Source organism: Pseudomonas paraglycinae (genome assembly GCF_021601625.1).
Classification (GTDB): Bacteria; Pseudomonadota; Gammaproteobacteria; order Pseudomonadales; family Pseudomonadaceae; genus Aquipseudomonas; species Aquipseudomonas paraglycinae.
Genome location: NZ_BQHR01000020.1, coordinates 24,414 through 42,411, shown reverse-complemented (window position 1 = coordinate 42,411; position 17,998 = coordinate 24,414). Strand labels below are relative to the sequence as shown.

The following is a 17,998-nucleotide window of genomic DNA, read 5'->3' as shown; positions in this document are numbered from 1 at the left end:
TCGGCCATTTGCCACTATCCTGTACAAGGTAAGGAACAACGATTCAACCCGCATAGCATGCACGTTCTGACGCCTTCGGGCATCAGTCGACATGTTTCAGGACGCGGTCAGCGATACGGGCCGATGCTTTCTTTTCAAACCAGTCCGCATTTCTGATAATTGGTGCTGGCATTACGCCTTTACCCGGATCAATATTTGTCACAGAATTGACGCCAATGATCTGGCAATTTTGAGGCATGATGCGCGCCTCTTAACAATTCAGGTTGAACCATTTGGCGCGGATGCTTGTCCTACCACTCATCCTGCGGCCAATCCCGAGAACCGCTCCCCTGAACTAACCGGTTAAATATATGCGCCCATTGAAACAGGCAATTTATTCCAGCCGTACGGCTGACAAGTTCGTCGTACGTCTGCCAGACGGAATGCGTGAACGCATTGCCGAGGTGGCTCGCAATCATCATCGCAGCATGAACTCCGAGATCATTGCGCGCCTTGAGCAGAGTCTTATTCAGGAAGGTGCACTGGGCGAAGAGCTGAGCATGCGCCTGGACAGCCCGGAGCTGTCACTGCACGAACGCGAGTTGCTGCAACGCTTCCGCCAACTCTCCCATCGCCAGCAGAACGCGCTGGTTTCTCTGATCGCCCACGACGCCGAAATGGCCGCAGACGCATCCTGAGTCAAACCGAACATCTCAAGCCAGCATGAATGCTGGCTTTTTTTTGCCTGCGATTCGGGCTACTTACAGGCGAAAAAAAAGCCCGCCAATTGGCGGGCTGTTTTTTATGCAGTCGGTCAGAGCAGGAAAATCGTCGCCAGCCCCAGGAAGATGAAGAAGCCGCCACTGTCGGTCATGGCCGTGATCATCACACTGGCGCCCATCGCCGGATCGCGACCCATCTTGGCCAGCGTCATCGGGATCAATACCCCCATCAATGCTGCCAGCAACAGGTTCAACGTCATGGCAGCCGTCATCACCACGCCCAACGACCAGCTGCCGTAGAGCAAGTAAGCGACCACACCGATCACACCGCCCCAGACCAGGCCGTTAATCAACGCCACGGCCAACTCTTTGCGCATCAGGCGCGAGGTGTTGCCGGTGCTGACCTGATCGAGCGCCATGGCGCGAACGATCATGGTAATCGTCTGGTTGCCGGAGTTGCCGCCAATGCCCGCCACGATCGGCATCAGCGCCGCCAGGGCCACCAGCTTCTCGATCGAACCTTCGAACAGGCCGATCACCCGCGATGCGACGAATGCGGTGATCAGGTTGATCGCCAGCCACGCCCAACGGTTGCGCAGGGACTTCCAGACGGAGGCGAAAATATCTTCCTCTTCACGCAGACCCGCCATGTTGAGGACTTCGCTTTCGCTCTCCTCACGAATCAGGTCGACCATCTCGTCGATGGTCAGACGGCCGATCAGCTTGCCGTTCTTGTCGACCACGGGGGCCGAGATCAAGTCGTAACGTTCGAACGCCTGAGCGGCGTCATAGGCGTCCTCGTCCGGGTGAAAACTCACCGGGTCACTGGCCATGACCTCGGAAACCTGTTTCTCCGGGTCATTCACCAGCAAACGCTTGATCGGCAGCACGCCCTTGAGCACGCCGTCGTAGTCGACCACGAACAGTTTGTCGGTATGGCCCGGCAATTCTTTGAGGCGACGCAGGTAACGCAGAACCACTTCGAGACTGACATCCTCACGGATGGTCACCATCTCGAAGTCCATCAGCGCGCCGACCTGCTCCTCGTCGTAGGAGAGGGCCGAACGCACACGCTCGCGTTGCTGCTGGTCCAGAGTCTCCATCAGCTCATGGACGACGTCTCGCGGCAGCTCGGAGGCCAGGTCAGCAAGTTCGTCGGCATCCATGTCCTTGGCCGCAGCCAGGAGCTCATGATCGTCCATGTCGGCGATCAGGGTTTCACGGACGGAATCGGATACTTCGAGAAGAATGTCGCCGTCGCGATCGGCCTTGACCAGTTGCCAGAGCGTCAGACGATCGTCCAGCGGCAGGGCTTCAAGAATGTAGGCGACGTCGGCGGAGTGCAGATCATCGAGCTTGCGTTGCAATTCGACGAGGTTTTGCCGGTGGACCAGGTTCTCGACCCGGTCATGATGCGGGCCTTCCTGGCGATGAGTCAGGTCTTCGACGACCCGCTGGCGCTGCAGCAGCTCGACGACCTGAGCCAGGCGATCCTGCAGGCTTTCCTGTGTTTTCTTTACTTCGATTTCGGACATAGGCGAACTCCACTCCCAGCAGCGGGGCACGCCGGAAGGATCAATCAGTCAATTCATGATTGGTGAAACGGGTTACTGAATAACTACTGGGTAAGTCCATGGAGGTTTTCCATAAGCCCCGGCGGGGCTGACGGGCGCAATGATACACCGCCTGACGGTTTTAAACGTTAAAAAATAGTGGCTGAAACAAGCGCTTGCGAGACAAAGCTGAGCACTGTCCTGATCCTTCACACTGCGACGACGCATCCTGAAAAGAAAACACACCGGCGGTGAAAAAACTGCCGACTACGCTTGAGAACAATCGTCATGGAGGACGCCGAATGCCATCGAAAACATCCCGATTCATGCTGACCACCCTGCTCTGCCTGCCCGCCATCGGGAGCGCAACGACACTTCATCGTTGCGAAGCTTCAGATGGTCACGTCACGTTCACCACGCTGAGCTGCGCGAACGATGAGCACCTTTCATTGCAGGAAGTTCGCCCCTACTCGCCTGGCTCCACAGTCACCCTGATACCCGAAGCCCGGCACGAAGAAATATCCGGTATGAATATCAGAAAGCGAGAAATGGCCGTCGTCGGGCGCACCCAAGACAAATGTGGAGATCTGATCGACGCGCGACAGAAACGCGAGGCGATCATCAATCAACGAATCATCGCCGGCATGAGCCAACAGGATGTTGAAAGCGCCTTGGGCAAACCCGACAAGGTGAGCATCCGAAATTCGGCAACGAGTTATCGTTACGACCTCAAGCGAGGCCGCAGTGCTCAAATCGATTTTGATGAGAAAGGATGCGTGACGGGAAAAGCCAAATCCCGGACAGCAAAAAGCCCGCGTTAAACGCGGGCTTTTCGGTATATGGTGCACTCGACAGGATTCGAACCTGTGACCGCTCGGTTCGTAGCCGAGTACTCTATCCAGCTGAGCTACGAGTGCAATTTGTGTTTTTAGACCAGACCACAACTGGCTGTAACCAAGTCATCCGCATTGCTGCAATTGACTCTTAAATGGTGCACTCGACAGGATTCGAACCTGTGACCGCTCGGTTCGTAGCCGAGTACTCTATCCAGCTGAGCTACGAGTGCATTTTGTGTTTTTAGACCAGATCACAACTGGTTGAAACCGAGTCATCTGCATCGCTGCAATTGACTCTTAAATGGTGCACTCGACAGGATTCGAACCTGTGACCGCTCGGTTCGTAGCCGAGTACTCTATCCAGCTGAGCTACGAGTGCATTTGTTGCGCCGCATTATAGCCCGTCTAATCTCTATTCCAACCACTTTTTCTATAAATTTCAATAACTTACAGAAAAAGCCAGATTACAACGTACTAAGCAAATAATGGCGGAGAACGGGGGATTCGAACCCCCGACACCCTTTTGAGGTGTACTCCCTTAGCAGGGGAGCGCCTTCGGCCACTCGGCCAGCTCTCCGCAACACGGGGCGTATATTAACCACCTTCTTCCCCGTTTGCAAACATAAAAATCGATAAAAATTAATGGCTTGGTTCTTCGTCCTTCTCTTTCTTTATACGCAGATAGATTTCTTCACGGTGCACGGCCACCTCTTTCGGGGCGTTGACGCCGATACGCACTTGATTTCCTTTAACGCCGAGCACGGTCACGGTGATTTCGCCATCACCGATAATCAGGCTTTCTGCGCACCGACGAGTCAGAATCAGCATACCTTTCTCCTCACGCGAATCATTTCAGGGACAACAGTCTGCAAAAAAAAGGCACCCGACCTACAACCGGAGCGATCGTAGCCCTACATGCCTGAGTATTGACCAGCGCGAGCAAAAGAACAGTTCAGGGCCCACGCCATTCAAAAAATAAAGGGCGCGGTCAGACCGCGCCCTTCAGACAACGCATCACTCGCCCTGACGGGCCGGAGCGTCGAGTTCGAAAGCCGTGTGCAGGGCGCGCACGGCCAGTTCCAGGTACTTCTCTTCGATCACTACGGAAACCTTGATTTCCGAGGTCGAGATCATCTGGATGTTGATGCTTTCTTTTGCCAGGGATTCAAACATGCGGCTGGCCACGCCTGCGTGGGAACGCATGCCGACGCCGACGATCGAGACCTTGGCAATCTTGGTGTCGCCAACCACTTCACGGGCACCGATCTCGCGAGCGGTGTTTTCCAGCACGGTCTGCGCAGACTGGTAGTCGTTGCGGTGCACGGTGAAGGTGAAGTCAGTGGTGTTATCGTGCGCGACGTTCTGCACGATCATGTCGACTTCGATGTTCGCGGCACTGATCGGGCCGAGAATCTTGAACGCCACGCCCGGGGTGTCTGGCACGCCACGGATGGTCAGCTTGGCTTCATCGCGGTTGAAAGCGATGCCGGAAATGATCGGCTGTTCCATGGTTTCCTCTTCATCAATAGTAATGAGGGTGCCCGGACCCTCCTTGAAGCTGTGCAGTACGCGCAGCGGAACGTTGTACTTGCCGGCGAATTCCACCGCGCGGATCTGCAGCACCTTGGAACCGAGGCTGGCCATTTCCAGCATCTCTTCAAAGGTGATCTTGTCCAGACGCTGAGCAACCGATACCACACGCGGGTCAGTGGTGTAGACACCATCGACGTCGGTGTAGATCTGGCACTCGTCAGCCTTCAGCGCAGCGGCCAGCGCCACACCGGTGGTGTCGGAACCACCACGACCCAGGGTCGTGATGTTGCCGTGCTCGTCGACGCCCTGGAAACCAGCGACCACCACCACGCGACCTGCTTTCAGGTCACCGCGAATCTTCTGGTCATCAATCTGCAAGATACGCGCTTTATTGTGCGCGCTGTCCGTCAGGATCCGCACCTGGTTGCCGGTGTACGACACCGCCGGCACACCGCGCTTGATCAGCGCCATGGCCAACAGGGCGATCGTCACCTGCTCACCGGTGGAAACGATCACGTCCAGTTCACGTGGAACCGGTTGATCTTCGCCACTGATTTGCTTGGCCAGATCGATCAGACGGTTGGTTTCGCCGCTCATTGCAGACAGCACAACCACCAGGTCATCGCCGGCATCGCGGAATTTCTTAACCTTGTCGGCGACCTGCTCGATTCTCTCGACAGTGCCGACCGAGGTGCCTCCAAATTTCTGTACGATCAAAGCCATTTCAAAGCCGCCTCTGCCCATGAAGGGCGCCCAATAATCACTCAAACAGCCGCCGGGCCCGCCACTAGACTGCGGGCCCGACGGGCCGTCTTATAAACCCTGCTCGACAAATGGGACGGTCAGCGCCAGTGCGCCATCCAGTGCGCCGGCGTCGACACCGCCGCCCTGCGCCATGTCCGGACGACCACCGCCCTTCCCGCCCACTGCCGCAGCAGCCTGTTTCATCAAATCACCGGCTTTGAGTTGGCCAGTCAGGTCCTTGGTTACGCCTGCAACCAGTACGACCTTTTCCTCATGGACACTGCCGAGCAGGATCACTGCGCGGCCGAGTTTGTTTTTCAGCTGATCGACCAGCGCCAGCAGCGCCTTGCCGTCCTGACCATCCAGACGCACGGCCAGCACTTTCACGCCCTTGACGTCCACGGCCGAAGCCGACAGATCGTCGCCAGCGGCAGCAGCGGCCTTGGCCTGCAACTGCTCGAGCTGCTTCTCAAGCGCACGGTTGCGCTCCAGCACAGCCGACAGCTTGTCGATCAGGTTGTCGCGGCTGCCCTTGACCAGGCTGGCCGCTTCCTTGAGTTGTTCTTCAGCAGCGTTCAAGTAAGCCAGCGCCGCAGCGCCGGTGACCGCTTCAATACGACGCACACCCGATGCCACACCGCCTTCGCTGATGATTTTCAGCAGGCCGATGTCGCCGGTACGGTTGGCGTGGATACCGCCGCACAGTTCGACGGAGAAATCACCGCCCATGCTCAGCACGCGCACGTTGTCGCCGTACTTCTCGCCAAACAGCGCCATCGCGCCCTTCTGCTTGGCGGTTTCGATGTCGGTTTCTTCGGTTTCAACGGCGGAGTTCTTGCGAATCTCGGCGTTGACGATGTCTTCCAGCGCCTTGATCTGCTCAGGCTTGATCGCTTCGAAGTGGCTGAAGTCGAAACGCAGGCGCTGACTGTCGACCAAAGAACCTTTCTGTTGAACGTGGTCGCCCAGCACTTTGCGCAACGCAGCGTGCAGCAGGTGAGTGGCCGAGTGGTTCAGCGAAGTGGCGTGACGCACGTCAGCTTCGACGTGGGTTTCCACCGGTGCGCCAACGATCAGGCTGCCCGACGCCAGTACGCCGTGGTGCAGGAACGCGCCGCCGGTCTTGGTGGTGTCGCGCACGTCGAAACGGCTGTTGCCGGCCTGCAGGTAACCGCAATCGCCGACCTGGCCACCGGATTCGGCGTAGAACGGGGTCTGGTTCAGCACCACAACGCCTTCCTGCCCTTCACTCAAGACGTCCACGGACTGGCCATCTCTATAGAGAGCAACGACTTTCGCCGAACCGCTGGTGGCGTGATAACCGGTGAACTCGGTATCGACGTCAACCTTGACCAGGCTGTTGTAGTCCAGACCGAACGAGCTGGCGGAACGTGCACGGACGCGCTGGGCTTCCATTTCACGCTCGAAACCGGCTTCGTCGATGGTCAGGCTGCGCTCGCGGGCGATGTCCGCGGTCAGGTCCATCGGGAAACCGTAGGTATCGTAGAGTTTGAACACCACGTCGCCTGGAACCACGTCGCCTTTGAGCTCGGCCAGATCCTGCTCGAGGATTTTCAGGCCCTGCTCCAGGGTCTTGGCGAACTGCTCTTCTTCGGCTTTCAGTACGCGCTCGATGTGCGCCTGCTGGAATTTCAGCTCCGGGAACGCTTCGCCCATCTCGGCCACGAGTGCGGCAACGATCTGATAGAAGAAGCTGCCCTTGGCGCCCAGCTTGTTGCCGTGACGGCAAGCGCGACGGATGATCCGGCGCAGTACGTAACCGCGACCTTCGTTGGACGGCAACACGCCGTCGGCAATCAGGAAGCCGCAGGAACGAATGTGGTCAGCCACGACTTTCAGCGACGCCTGAGCGTCGTTGGTGCAGCCGATGGCCTTGGCCGATGCGGCCAGCAGGCTCTGGAACAGGTCGATTTCATAGTTCGAGTGAACGTGCTGCAGCACGGCACTGATCCGCTCAAGACCCATGCCGGTGTCCACCGACGGGGCTGGCAGCGGGTGCAACACGCCATCGGCGGTGCGGTTGAACTGCATGAATACGTTGTTCCAGATTTCGATGTAACGGTCGCCGTCTTCTTCTGGCGAGCCCGGTGGGCCGCCCCAGATGTCGGCGCCGTGATCGTAGAAAATCTCGGTGCAAGGACCGCACGGGCCGGTATCGCCCATGGTCCAGAAGTTGTCGGAGGCGTATGGCGCGCCCTTGTTGTCGCCGATGCGCACCATGCGCTCGGCCGGCACACCGACTTCCTTGGTCCAGATGTCGTAGGCCTCGTCATCGCTGGCGTAGACGGTGACCCACAGTTTTTCCTTCGGCAGGTTCAGCCACTTCTCGGAGGTCAGGAAGTTCCAGGCGTAGGTGATGGCATCACGCTTGAAGTAGTCGCCGAAGCTGAAGTTACCCAGCATTTCGAAGAAGGTGTGGTGACGGGCGGTGTAACCGACGTTTTCCAGGTCGTTGTGCTTGCCGCCGGCGCGCACGCATTTCTGGCTGGAGACGGCGCGGGTGTACGCGCGCTTTTCCTGGCCCAGGAAGCAGTCCTTGAACTGGTTCATCCCCGCGTTGGTGAACAGCAGGGTTGGGTCGTTGCCCGGAATCAAAGAGCTGGAGGCTACACGGGTGTGGCCTTGCTCTTCGAAGAAGCGAAGGAAGGCTTCACGGATTTCTGCGCTTTTCATTAGGTTCTTCCACGGAGGCTGCGGCCAAAGGCCTGTACGAAACGTCAACAGACGAAACGACGGCAAAGGGCCGCATTATATCGGCCCTGCGCGCGGGGTACAGCGTGTTTATACGATAGAAACGGTCAATTGGGTGGCTAACGCTGTCACTTGCGCGAAAACTCGACGAATGTCGCGATCACTTGCTCGATTTGCGAGCGATTGACGTCCATGTGCGTGACCATCCGCAGGCGGGCGGCAGCGCTCAATTTGATCCCGCGCTCGGCAGCGAAAGCCTTGATCGCCTCGGCACGGTCGCCCATCTGCACGTAAACCATGTTGGTCTGCACCGGCTCGACGCTGAAACCGGCCTCGCGCAGGCCTTCAGCCAGATACTGGGCGTTGGCATGGTCATCCGCCAGACGCTCGACGTTGTGATCCAGCGCGTACAGCCCGGCCGCCGCCAGCAATCCAGCCTGACGCATGCCGCCACCGACCATTTTGCGCAGGCGCCGGGCCTTTGCAATCAACGCCGACGAACCGCACAGCACCGAACCGACCGGCGCGCCGAGGCCTTTGGACAGGCACACCGAGACCGAATCAAAATATTGGGTGATTTCCCGGGCATCGACCCCGAGCTTGACCGCCGCGTTGTACAGCCGCGCGCCGTCCAGATGCAGTTGCAGGCCGTTGTCCCGAGTGAACTGGTGGGCCCGGGCCAGATAGTCCAGCGGCAACACTTTGCCCTGCATGGTGTTTTCCAGCGCCAGCAGGCACGTACGGGCGAAGTGGAAATCGTCGGGCTTGATCGCCGCGGCCACCTGATCCAGGTCCAGCGAGCCGTCGGCCTGCACTTCCAGCGGCTGTGGCTGAATCGAACCGAGTACCGCTGCGCCGCCGCCCTCGTACTTATAGGTGTGCGCCTGCTGACCGACGATGTATTCGTCACCGCGCTCGCAGTGTGCCATCAGGCCCAGCAGGTTGCTCATGGTCCCGGTCGGGACGAACAGCGCGGCGGCGAAACCCAGCCGTTTTGCCAGTTCGGCTTCCAGACGATTGACCGTCGGATCTTCGCCATACACGTCATCGCCGGTGTCGGCGCGGGTCATCGCGTCAAGCATGGCGGGGGTCGGTTGAGTGACGGTGTCGCTGCGAAGATCGATAACGCTCATGAACCTGGCCTCAAGTCAGCTGGGGAAATCCCTTTACGAAGGTGAATTACTGCGGGCACGGCGCGGATTAATCAACCCTCGCGCAAGGAAAAGTCGTTTCCTGTGCTTCGAAAAATCCGATGGCAATCATCACAAAGGCGCAATGCACAGCCCGGCAATCTGTGTTAAAAACGCTGCGCCGCCCGATAAAGGGCGGCGAAACGTTCTCAGGGCGGGGTGCAATTCCCCACCGGCGGTAATTGCGCGCAATGCGCATAGCCCGCGAGCGCTTGGTGTCAGGCACGGCAAAAACCGTGAGCGGCGGCAAGGTCAGCAGACCCGGTGTGATTCCGGGGCCGACGGTCATAGTCCGGATGAAGAGAGAACGGGATTGACGCCAAAGGGCCGTCCGCCGTGTTCGCGCGAGCGTGCGTACCCTTGAATCCCTTTCGATTCATAACGCCCTGTTTTTCACACAAACAGGAGTCAGAACATGCAACCCACCGCTATCGACAGCAAAAGCAAACACACTCACGGCGAGCGCGTCGCGTTCATCCAGGCCTGCTGGCACAAGGAAATCGTCGACCAGAGCCGTAAGGGTTTCCTCGCCGAAATGATCGCTCAGGGGTATCAGGAATCGGACATCGATTTCTTCGAAGTCGGCGGCGCCTTTGAAATGCCTCTGCACGCCAAGCTGCTGGCCAAGACCGGTCGTTATGCCGGTATCGTTGCCGCCGCCCTGGTGGTGGACGGCGGAATCTACCGTCACGAGTTCGTTGCCCAGTCGGTCGTCAGCGGCCTGATGCAGGTGCAGCTGGAAACCGAAGTGCCGGTGTTCTCGGTGTCGCTGACCCCGCACCACTTCCATGCCGGCGAAGAACACCAGAAGTTCTTCTTCGAGCATTTCGTGCACAAAGGTCAGGAAGCGGCGAAGACCTGCGCCGATACGTTGCAGAAAGTGCGTGCATTGCGCCGCACCGAGCCGCGTGCTGTAGCGGTCTGATGCAATAACGATCTCCCCCGCGCGCGGCGTGGGGGAGGTTCAGTTTCAGGCAAGATTTTCGTCAGTGGTCGGCACGATCAGAATGCCCGCCCGCAGGCCGTTCTTGACCTTGGGGTTGGGGAAGATGATCCGCGCGCCCTGCTCTTCGATGATCCAGCGGGTATTGGCCAGGTCTTCGGCCAGCACATAACCCACATCCAGTTCCGAAAAGTTTTCGATGTCCGCCGGCAGGTTCAGGCGGAACGCATCGCTGTGCTTGATGATTTCCCGTGCCACGCTGAACAGTTGCAGACCGTCCAGGTCCTGCTCTGCCATTTCCGGCTCAGTGCCTTCGATGATCTGCTTCAGGCGGGTTTCCAGCAGTGACACATTGACCCCGGCGTTCTGCCCGAACGGCCGCGCCTTGCCCAGCTCCAGCGTGAAGGACTCGGCCCCCAGCTTGTCGTAGGTGTAGGAGCTGAACACGATCGACGGCTTGTTCTGCAACAGCACCGCCTCCATGCCGGCCGCGCGCAGGCGGGCCAGCTCAAGACGGGAATGCTGGCGACCTTCCTTCCACGGATACAAGGCGAACTGCTCGATTTTCGAACCGCGAATTGCGGTGTGCAGGTCGTAGTGCAGGCGCTGACGGTCAGGAAGGCTGAAGAAGCTTGCCGCCAGACGTTCCAGCTCGCAGGCGCGCAGGGCTTCGGAACCGCTGCTTTGTTCGTGACGGCCGTTGAACAGCCGATTGACGTCCTGCTCGACGAAACGTTCGCCCTTGCGAATCGCTTCCGGGTTGCCGAACAGGAACAGAATGCGTGCGCGCGGCTTCAGATCGCCGCGGGCGATGTCATGCAGCAACCGGTCGAGCAATTCGATCGGTGCCGTTTCATTGCCGTGGATACCTGCCGACAGCAGCAGATCCAGGCCATTGTCGCGCGCTTCGGGTGGCCGGACTTCCAGCGCCCCCTCGCTCAACCAGCGCATGCGCACGCCTTCGACAGTCAGTTGAGTCTTCTCCGCCGGTTCGCGGCCGGCGAGGGTCAGTTCAAGCAGTTTGCCGAGGGCGAGCATAGAGCGGTTTCCTTAGTGGTCGTGATTGCAATCCGGGCCGTGCACGTGACCGTCATCGTCGCCGAGGTCAGCCGGTTCCATCTCCAGTTGCAGACTTACCAGATTAGTCGCCAATGGGCGCAACAGCAGGTTGGCGTACTCTTCGTCGCCCTCTTCGACGTCCACGCCGATCAACAGTTGGCCGCGGCCGTCCTGCTGGATCCACAGCTCTTTGCCTTGCCACATGACCGCGACGCGGGTGCAGGAAGTTTCCAGTTGCTTGCCGTCGGTGTCTTCAAGGATCAGCCGCAGGGAATCGCTCATGTCTTTTTTACGCTCTGTTGGGGAGACAAGCCGCGCGCCACGTTCAGGCGGCGCGCCGGCCATCAATTGATCTGGAATGGATAAACCGCGCCCAGTTTAAGGATTTGCGTCAGTTCATCCAGTGCCGTCCGGCATTCAAGCAGCAACTGCGGATCCGCCAGGTCACTTTCGGTCAGGCGGTCGCGGTAGTGCTTTTCAACCCATTCGGTCAACGAACCGTACAACGGGGCGGTCATGATAACCCCTGGGTTGACGGCCGCCAGCTCGGTTTCGTTGAGCGCGACACGCAGACGCAGGCACGCCGGGCCACCGCCGTTCTGCATGCTTTGCTTGAGGTCGAAGACTTTTACTTCACGGATCAGGCCGCCGGAGCTGGTCAGGCTTTGCAGGTAATTCCACACGCGCTCGTTGCCACGGCACTCTTCCGGCACGATCAGCAGCATAGAGCCGTCAGGGCGCGACAGCAGCTGGCTGTTGAACAGGTAGGAACGCACCGCGTCGTCGACGGTGACCGCCGAACGCGGCACGCAGACCGACTGGAAGTTGCCGCCGACCTTGGCCAGTTTGGCTTGCAGCTCAGCCAGCATCTGATCGGTGTCGAGGAACGCGTCCTCGTGATAGAACAGCACCTCGCCGTTGCCCACCGCGATCACGTCGTTGTGGAACACGCCCTGATCGATCACCGCAGGATTCTGTTGCGCGTAGACCACGCCGTCGTCACGCAGACCGTGCAAACGAGCGACCGCTTGCGACGCTTCGAGGGTCTGACGCGCCGGGTATTTCTGCGGCGCCGGGTAGCGGGTGTCGAACGCACTGCGACCGAACACGAAGAACTCGACACCGGCCTCGCCGTACTCACGGCAGAAACGCGTGTGGTTGGCTGCGCCTTCGTCACCGAACTGCGCCACCGCCGGCAATGCGGCGTGGTGCGCGAAGTGCTGCTGATTGGCGAACATCGCGCCCAGCACGCGACTGGTGGTCGGGTGCTCAATGCTGCGGTGGTATTTGCAGTTCAGGTTGGCGGCGGTGAAGTGCACGCGACCGTCAGCGGTGTCGGCACTCGGGCTGACCGTGGCGGCGTTGGCCACCCACATGCTCGACGCCGAGCAACTGGCGACCAGCAGCGGCATCGCTTCTTTGGCGGCACGCTCGATCACCTGAGCGTCGGTGCCGCTGAAACCCAGACGGCGCAAGGCAGCCACATCCGGACGCTCTTGCGGTGCGAGAACGCCCTGCTGAAAGCCCATTTCCATCAGCGCTTTCATTTTCGCCAGGCCTTGCAGCGCCGCTTCCTTCGGGTTCGAAGACTGCTGGCTGTTGCTCTGGGACGCAACGTTGCCGTAGGACAGACCACCGTAGTTATGGGTCGGCCCCACTAGACCGTCAAAATTGACTTCATAGGATTTCATCAGCGAGGCTCCACGAGAATCTGTTGTTATAGGCTTCAGTAACTATTCTTTGAGACCGCGGCGCGGCCATCGCCAGCAGGCTGGCGATTAGCATCACGCCATCTTCACGCCAGGCGTCAGGGCCGCCGGCAACACCAGACTTGGAGTTTCCAGCGAGGCCACCGGGTACGCGCAGTAATCCGCCGCGTAGTAGGCACTGGCGCGGTGGTTGCCCGAGGCGCCGACACCGCCGAACGGTGCGCTGCTCGCAGCACCGGTCAGCTGCTTGTTCCAGTTGACGATCCCGGCACGGCTTTCCAGCCAGAACTGCTGGTAGCGCTCTTCGGAATCCGACAGCAGACCTGCGGCCAGACCAAATGCTGTGTCGTTGGCTTCGGCAATCGCCGCCGCGAAATCGGCGTAGCGGATCACTTGCAGCAACGGGCCGAACAGTTCTTCGTCGGAGCGATCGGCAACCGCCGTCACATCCACGATGCCTGGGGTCAGCAGCGCCGACTGGGCCTGCGGCTGCGTCATCGCCAGCAACGACACCGCGCCATTGGCCAGCAGATGCGCCTGGGCATCCATCAACGCTTTCGCCGCACCAAGGGAAACCACCGAGCCCATGAACGGTGCCGGCTGCTGATCGAACGCGCCGACCTCTATGGTCGAGCTGACTTCCACCAGACGCTTGAGCAGGCTGTCGCCCCACGCGCCTTCCGGCACCAGCAGACGACGGGCGCAGGTGCAACGCTGACCGGCAGAAATGAACGCCGACTGAATGATCGTGTACACCGCGGCGTCGAGGTCGGCGACCTGATCGACCACCAGCGGGTTGTTACCACCCATTTCCAGCGCGAGGATCTTGTCCGGGCGACCGGCGAACTGCTGGTGCAGGTGATTGCCAGTACGGCTTGAACCGGTGAAGAACAGACCGTCGATGCCCGGGTTCGCCGCCAGAGCGATCCCGGTTTCGCGGGCGCCTTGCAGCAGGTTCAGCACGCCGGCCGGCAGACCGGCTTCGATCCAGCACTTGACCGTCAGCTCGGCGACTTTCGGGGTCAGCTCGCTTGGCTTGAACAGCACGCTGTTACCGGCCAGCAGCGCCGGCACGATGTGGCCGTTCGGCAAATGGCCAGGGAAGTTGTAAGGGCCGAACACCGCGACCACGCCGTGGGGCTTGTGGCGCAACACGGCGGTGGCGTCGCCCAGCGGGCCGCTCTTCTCGCCGGTACGTTCGCGGTAGCTCTGCACCGAGATCGCAATCTTGTTGACCATGCTGGTGACTTCGGTCGCGGCTTCCCACAGCGGTTTGCCGGTTTCCTCACCGATGGTGCGGGCCAGTTCGTCGGCGTGATTTTTCAGTGCAGTGGCGAACGCTTCGAGCACGCTGATGCGATCTTCCAGGGTACGCCGGGCCCAGCCCGGGAACGCCTGACGCGCAGCCTGCACGGCCGACTCGACCTGAGCGGCGGTAGCGCCCTCCCCCGACCACAGCACTTGCTGGGTTACCGGGTTCAGCGATTGAAAGGCCTCGCCCTGACCGGCCAGCCACTCACCTGCGATGTATAGCGAATTCATTATTTCGACTCCCGGGCAGCGGACAACGCCACGGCGCGAACCTGATCGCCAGCGTTGAGTTGAAGACGTTTGGCGGTCAGCGGATCGACCACCAGCGTGCCGGCGGCCAGACGGGCCGGCGCCGCCGTGATGCGGCAGTCTTCGCGTTTGCGGTTATGGATGATGAACGGCGTGGCGTCGTCGCCCGGCGTGCCGATGGCCAGCACCAGCGCTTCGCTGTCACGCACCGCGCGGATCTTGCTGGTCTCGCACTCGATGGCCGGGCCGGCATCGAAGATGTCGACGTAACCCTGATAACTGAAACCTTCGCTCTTGAGCATCGCCAGCGCCGGCTCGGTGTCCGGGTGCACCTGGCCGATGACGTTGCGCGCGTCCGGCGACAGGAAGCAGGTGTACAGCGGGAATTTCGGCATCAGTTCGGCAATGAACGCCTTGTTGCCGACACCGGTCAGGTAATCGGCCTGGCTGAATTCCATCTTGAAGAAGTGACGGCCCAGGCTTTCCCAGAACGGCGAACGGCCAGCGTCATCCGACACGCCGCGCATCTCGGCGATGATCTTGTTGCCGAACAGTTGCGGGAATTCGGCGATGAACAGCATCCGCGCCTTGGACAGCATGCGGCCGTTGAGGCCGGTGCGGTAGTCAGCGTGCAGGAACAGCGAGCACAGCTCGGAGTTGCCGGTCAGGTCGTTGGCCAGGAACAGCGTCGGGATCTCGCGATAGATGTTCAGTTCCTGCGAGGCGCTGACGGTCAGGCCGACACGGAAGTTGTACCAAGGCTCGCGCAGACCGACGGCGCCGGCGATGGCGGAAATCCCCACCACGCGACCGTTGTCGTCTTCGAGCACGAACAGGTAGTCCGCGTCGCCACGGCCGGCTTCACCGCGAAAGGTCTTCTCGGCCCAGCCGACCCGGTGGGTCAGGCGCTCTTCGTTGGCCGGCAAGGTGGTCAGGCCGGTGCCGGTGCTGCGGGCCAGGTCGATCAGAGCGGACAAATCGCTGCTGCGTACGGGACGAACAATCATGCTATCTCCTCAAACGGGCCGCCGTGGCCACCCGTGAAACTCGCTAAGGCGTTAAACCGCCACCAGGCGCACGCTGGCACCTTCACCGACGCCCAGGGCTTCGGCCGCTTCCAGATCCAGAGTCACCGGCTTGCCCGGCGCGTAATCCAGCTCCAGCAATACCGCGCGGTAATCCTGCAACTGGGCGTTGGCCACCAGATACTGGCGCCCGGCACCTTTGACCGGCTCGCCGAGTTTCACCGGCACCACGCGGCTCTGGGCGATCGAACGGATCCCCGAGACACGCGCATGCAGGGTCGGGCCACCGTCGAAGATGTCAATGTAGTGATCGGTCTCGAAGCCTTCGCGCATCAGGATGTCGAAGGTGATCTGCGCACGCGGGTGTACCTGGCCCATCGCTTCCTGAGCGGAGTCCGGCAGCAGCGGCACGTAGATCGGGTAATGCGGCATCAGCTCGGCGAGGAACGTCCGGCTTTTCAGGCCACACAGACGCTCGGCCTCGGCGTAGTTCAGGTCGAAGAAGTTGCGACCGATGGCGTCCCAGAATGGCGAGTCGCCGTTCTCGTCGCTGTAACCGACGATCTCGGTCACCACCGAATCGGCGAACCGCTCAGGATGGCTGGCGACGAACAGCAGACGACCACGGGAGTTGAGCTCAGACCACGGTGAACCCACCAGCTCGCGCTGCACGTAGAAACTGGTCAGCAAGCTGTTGCCGGTCAGGTCGTGGCACTGCGAAAGCACGTGGATCTTGTTGTGGATCTTCAGCTCGCGGGAAGCGTGCACGAAGGTCTCGTTGCGAAAGCTGTAGAACGGCTCGGAATAACCGGCCGAAGCAACGATTGCCGAGCAGCCTACCAGTTTGCCGGTGGCGGTGTCTTCGAGGACGAAGAAGTAACTCTCTTCGCCGTTGAAGCTCACTTCGGCGGCAAACGAAGCTTCGCTCGCAGCGATCTTGTCGCTCAGGCGTTCAACGTCATCCGGCAAGGAAGTGACACCAATCGGGCTGTCCGCAGCCAGACGCTGTACCTCGCCCAGATCAGCCATTTGCGCGGGGCGCATCACCAGCATGGTGTCACTCCTTTCTCTACTTCAGGTCGGCGAAAGCGCCGACTCGGGAAAAAAATGCCGGGCAGGCCCGGCACAGGAAAATGGTCCCGGCGCCTGTCGATCACGACAGACGCCGGGCGGTCTTGCATGAATCAGGCTTGGGTCAGTTTCGCCGCAGCACGTTCGAAGCGATCCAGACCGGCGTCGATGTCTGCGTCTTCCACCACCAGGCTCGGGGCGAAACGGATTACGTCCGGACCAGCCTGCAGAATCATCAGGCCTTCTTGTTCAGCGGCGTTGAAGATGTCCTTGGCCTTGCCTTTCCAGGCATCGCTCAGCACGCAACCGATCAGCAGACCGAGACCGCGCACCTGGGTGAACAGGCCGTACTTCTCGCCGATCTGTTGCAGGCGGGTCTTGAACTTGTCGTGCTTGGCGTTGACGCCGTTCAGCACCTCAGGGGTGTTGATCACGTCGATCACCGCTTCGGCCACGGCGCACGCCAGCGGGTTGCCGCCGTAAGTGGTGCCGTGAGTGCCGACAACCAGATGTTTGGCCAGCGCTTCGGTGGTCAGCATCGCGGCGATCGGGAAACCGCCGCCCAGGCTCTTGGCGCTGGTCAGGATGTCCGGAACCACACCGAAATGCTGGTAGGCGAACAGGTTGCCGGTACGGCCCATGCCGGTCTGCACTTCGTCGAACACCAGCAGCGCGTTGTTCGCGTCGCACAGTTCACGGGCACCTTGCAGGTAAGCCAGCTCGGCCGGCAGCACGCCGCCTTCGCCCTGGATCGGCTCCAGAACGACCGCGCAGGTCTTGTCCGAAACAGCGGCTTTCAGCGCCGCCAGATCGTTGTACGGCACGTGAGTGATGCCGGTGATTTTCGGGCCGAAACCGTCGGAGTACTTCGACTGGCCACCGACGTTCACGGTGAACAGAGTACGGCCGTGGAAGCTGTTGAGCGCGGCGATGATTTCGTATTTCTCGGTGCCGAAACGGTCGAACGCGACACGACGGGCCAGCTTGAAGGCGGCCTCGTTGGCTTCGGCGCCGGAGTTGCAGAAGAACACGCGCTCGGCAAAGGTGGCGTCGATCAGCTTGTGCGCCAGGCGCAGGGCCGGCTCGTTGGTGAACACGTTGGACACGTGCCACAGCTTGTTCGCTTGCTCGGTCAAGGCACCGACCAGCGCCGGGTGCGCATGGCCCAATACGTTGACGGCGATGCCGCCGGCGAAGTCGATCAGCTCGCGGCCGGCCTGATCCCAGACGCGGGAACCGGCGCCACGCACCGGGATGAAAGCGGCAGGCGCGTAGTTGGGAACCATAACCTGGTCGAAATCGGCGCGTTCTACCGCAGCGTGCTCAACGGACATCGGAGTCTCCTGATGAGGGCCACCCGCC

15 protein-coding genes, 4 tRNA genes and 1 riboswitch are annotated in these 17,998 nt (G+C 60.4%); of the genes, 3 read left to right on the top strand and 16 right to left on the bottom strand.

Features of this window, described 5'->3' with window-relative positions; all coding sequences use genetic code 11:
• The first annotated feature begins 350 nt into the window (after positions 1-350).
• A complete protein-coding gene (locus tag L6D82_RS24420; protein WP_003178899.1) occupies positions 351-677 on the top strand; it encodes an Arc family DNA-binding protein in 327 nt (108 codons plus the stop codon).
• Between the two features lie 116 nt (positions 678-793).
• Here the strand turns inward: L6D82_RS24420 and mgtE are convergent, their stop codons facing one another.
• Positions 794-2,236, bottom strand: a complete 1,443-nt coding sequence (mgtE, locus tag L6D82_RS24415) for a magnesium transporter (protein ID WP_007960287.1) — start codon at positions 2,234-2,236, stop codon at positions 794-796.
• Positions 2,237-2,556: 320 nt separating this feature from the next.
• Between mgtE and L6D82_RS24410 the strand changes: the two genes are divergently transcribed.
• Positions 2,557-3,075 (top strand): cell envelope protein SmpA, encoded by a 519-nt coding sequence (locus tag L6D82_RS24410; protein WP_085745125.1) that lies wholly within the window; start codon positions 2,557-2,559, stop codon positions 3,073-3,075.
• A 19-nt stretch (positions 3,076-3,094) separates the two neighbouring features.
• Here the strand turns inward: L6D82_RS24410 and L6D82_RS24405 are convergent.
• The 8 genes from L6D82_RS24405 to ltaE form a co-directional block, all read right to left on the bottom strand.
• Positions 3,095-3,171 (bottom strand) — tRNA-Arg (locus L6D82_RS24405).
• A gap of 72 nt (positions 3,172-3,243) precedes the next feature.
• Positions 3,244-3,320: transfer RNA gene (locus tag L6D82_RS24400), tRNA-Arg, on the bottom strand.
• A gap of 72 nt (positions 3,321-3,392) precedes the next feature.
• Positions 3,393-3,469: transfer RNA gene (locus L6D82_RS24395), tRNA-Arg, on the bottom strand.
• Positions 3,470-3,576: 107 nt separating this feature from the next.
• A tRNA-Ser gene (locus tag L6D82_RS24390) sits at positions 3,577-3,667 on the bottom strand.
• Positions 3,668-3,729: 62 nt separating this feature from the next.
• On the bottom strand, positions 3,730-3,918 hold the full coding sequence (gene csrA / locus L6D82_RS24385; RefSeq protein ID WP_002554426.1) for a carbon storage regulator CsrA: 189 nt from the start codon (positions 3,916-3,918) through the stop codon (positions 3,730-3,732).
• Positions 3,919-4,104: 186 nt separating this feature from the next.
• Entirely contained in the window at positions 4,105-5,346 is a 1,242-nt protein-coding gene (locus L6D82_RS24380; protein ID WP_007951048.1) for an aspartate kinase, read from the bottom strand.
• A 90-nt stretch (positions 5,347-5,436) separates the two neighbouring features.
• On the bottom strand, positions 5,437-8,061 hold the full coding sequence (gene alaS, locus L6D82_RS24375; protein WP_236191824.1) for an alanine--tRNA ligase: 2,625 nt from the start codon (positions 8,059-8,061) through the stop codon (positions 5,437-5,439).
• A 146-nt stretch (positions 8,062-8,207) separates the two neighbouring features.
• A complete protein-coding gene (gene ltaE / locus L6D82_RS24370) occupies positions 8,208-9,212 on the bottom strand; it encodes a low-specificity L-threonine aldolase (protein ID WP_236191823.1) in 1,005 nt (334 codons plus the stop codon).
• 198 nt (positions 9,213-9,410) lie between these two features.
• Positions 9,411-9,582: riboswitch (FMN riboswitch) on the top strand.
• Between the two features lie 102 nt (positions 9,583-9,684).
• On the opposite strand from ltaE, the gene L6D82_RS24365 reads away from it, so the two are divergent.
• The gene (locus tag L6D82_RS24365) at positions 9,685-10,194 is read left to right on the top strand and encodes a 6,7-dimethyl-8-ribityllumazine synthase (protein WP_011335530.1); all 510 of its coding nucleotides are present in this window, start codon (positions 9,685-9,687) and stop codon (positions 10,192-10,194) included.
• A gap of 45 nt (positions 10,195-10,239) precedes the next feature.
• On the opposite strand, the gene astE is transcribed toward L6D82_RS24365, so the two are convergent.
• The 7 genes from astE to L6D82_RS24330 form a co-directional block, all read right to left on the bottom strand.
• Entirely contained in the window at positions 10,240-11,250 is a 1,011-nt protein-coding gene (astE, locus tag L6D82_RS24360) for a succinylglutamate desuccinylase (RefSeq protein WP_085745128.1), read from the bottom strand.
• Positions 11,251-11,262: 12 nt separating this feature from the next.
• The gene (locus L6D82_RS24355) at positions 11,263-11,553 is read right to left on the bottom strand and encodes a hypothetical protein (protein ID WP_064598799.1); all 291 of its coding nucleotides are present in this window, start codon (positions 11,551-11,553) and stop codon (positions 11,263-11,265) included.
• Positions 11,554-11,615: 62 nt separating this feature from the next.
• Positions 11,616-12,962 carry an N-succinylarginine dihydrolase gene (gene astB / locus L6D82_RS24350; RefSeq protein ID WP_085745129.1) on the bottom strand — a complete coding sequence of 449 codons (1,347 nt, stop codon included), beginning with the start codon at positions 12,960-12,962 and terminating at the stop codon, positions 11,616-11,618.
• Positions 12,963-13,055: 93 nt separating this feature from the next.
• Positions 13,056-14,525 (bottom strand): succinylglutamate-semialdehyde dehydrogenase, encoded by a 1,470-nt coding sequence (astD, locus tag L6D82_RS24345; protein ID WP_236191846.1) that lies wholly within the window; start codon positions 14,523-14,525, stop codon positions 13,056-13,058.
• Positions 14,522-15,547: an arginine N-succinyltransferase gene (gene astA, locus L6D82_RS24340; RefSeq protein WP_064598805.1), complete on the bottom strand. Its 1,026-nt coding sequence runs from the start codon at positions 15,545-15,547 to the stop codon at positions 14,522-14,524. Before astA ends, astD begins: the two co-directional genes overlap by 4 nt.
• A gap of 51 nt (positions 15,548-15,598) precedes the next feature.
• On the bottom strand, positions 15,599-16,618 hold the full coding sequence (gene aruF / locus L6D82_RS24335; RefSeq protein ID WP_011335535.1) for an arginine/ornithine succinyltransferase subunit alpha: 1,020 nt from the start codon (positions 16,616-16,618) through the stop codon (positions 15,599-15,601).
• Positions 16,619-16,749: 131 nt separating this feature from the next.
• Positions 16,750-17,970: an aspartate aminotransferase family protein gene (locus L6D82_RS24330; RefSeq protein WP_236191822.1), complete on the bottom strand. Its 1,221-nt coding sequence runs from the start codon at positions 17,968-17,970 to the stop codon at positions 16,750-16,752.
• Between the last annotated feature and the right edge of the window lie 28 nt (positions 17,971-17,998).

Coding starts and splice junctions, on each gene's coding strand:
- L6D82_RS24420 (WP_003178899.1), top strand. CDS start 351: ATGCGCCCATTGAAACAGGCAATTTATTCCAGCCGTACGGCTGACAAG.
- mgtE (WP_007960287.1), bottom strand. CDS start 2,236: ATGTCCGAAATCGAAGTAAAGAAAACACAGGAAAGCCTGCAGGATCGC.
- L6D82_RS24410 (WP_085745125.1), top strand. CDS start 2,557: ATGCCATCGAAAACATCCCGATTCATGCTGACCACCCTGCTCTGCCTG.
- csrA (WP_002554426.1), bottom strand. CDS start 3,918: ATGCTGATTCTGACTCGTCGGTGCGCAGAAAGCCTGATTATCGGTGAT.
- L6D82_RS24380 (WP_007951048.1), bottom strand. CDS start 5,346: ATGGCTTTGATCGTACAGAAATTTGGAGGCACCTCGGTCGGCACTGTC.
- alaS (WP_236191824.1), bottom strand. CDS start 8,061: ATGAAAAGCGCAGAAATCCGTGAAGCCTTCCTTCGCTTCTTCGAAGAG.
- ltaE (WP_236191823.1), bottom strand. CDS start 9,212: ATGAGCGTTATCGATCTTCGCAGCGACACCGTCACTCAACCGACCCCC.
- L6D82_RS24365 (WP_011335530.1), top strand. CDS start 9,685: ATGCAACCCACCGCTATCGACAGCAAAAGCAAACACACTCACGGCGAG.
- astE (WP_085745128.1), bottom strand. CDS start 11,250: ATGCTCGCCCTCGGCAAACTGCTTGAACTGACCCTCGCCGGCCGCGAA.
- L6D82_RS24355 (WP_064598799.1), bottom strand. CDS start 11,553: ATGAGCGATTCCCTGCGGCTGATCCTTGAAGACACCGACGGCAAGCAA.
- astB (WP_085745129.1), bottom strand. CDS start 12,962: ATGAAATCCTATGAAGTCAATTTTGACGGTCTAGTGGGGCCGACCCAT.
- astA (WP_064598805.1), bottom strand. CDS start 15,547: ATGATTGTTCGTCCCGTACGCAGCAGCGATTTGTCCGCTCTGATCGAC.
- aruF (WP_011335535.1), bottom strand. CDS start 16,618: ATGCTGGTGATGCGCCCCGCGCAAATGGCTGATCTGGGCGAGGTACAG.
- L6D82_RS24330 (WP_236191822.1), bottom strand. CDS start 17,970: ATGTCCGTTGAGCACGCTGCGGTAGAACGCGCCGATTTCGACCAGGTT.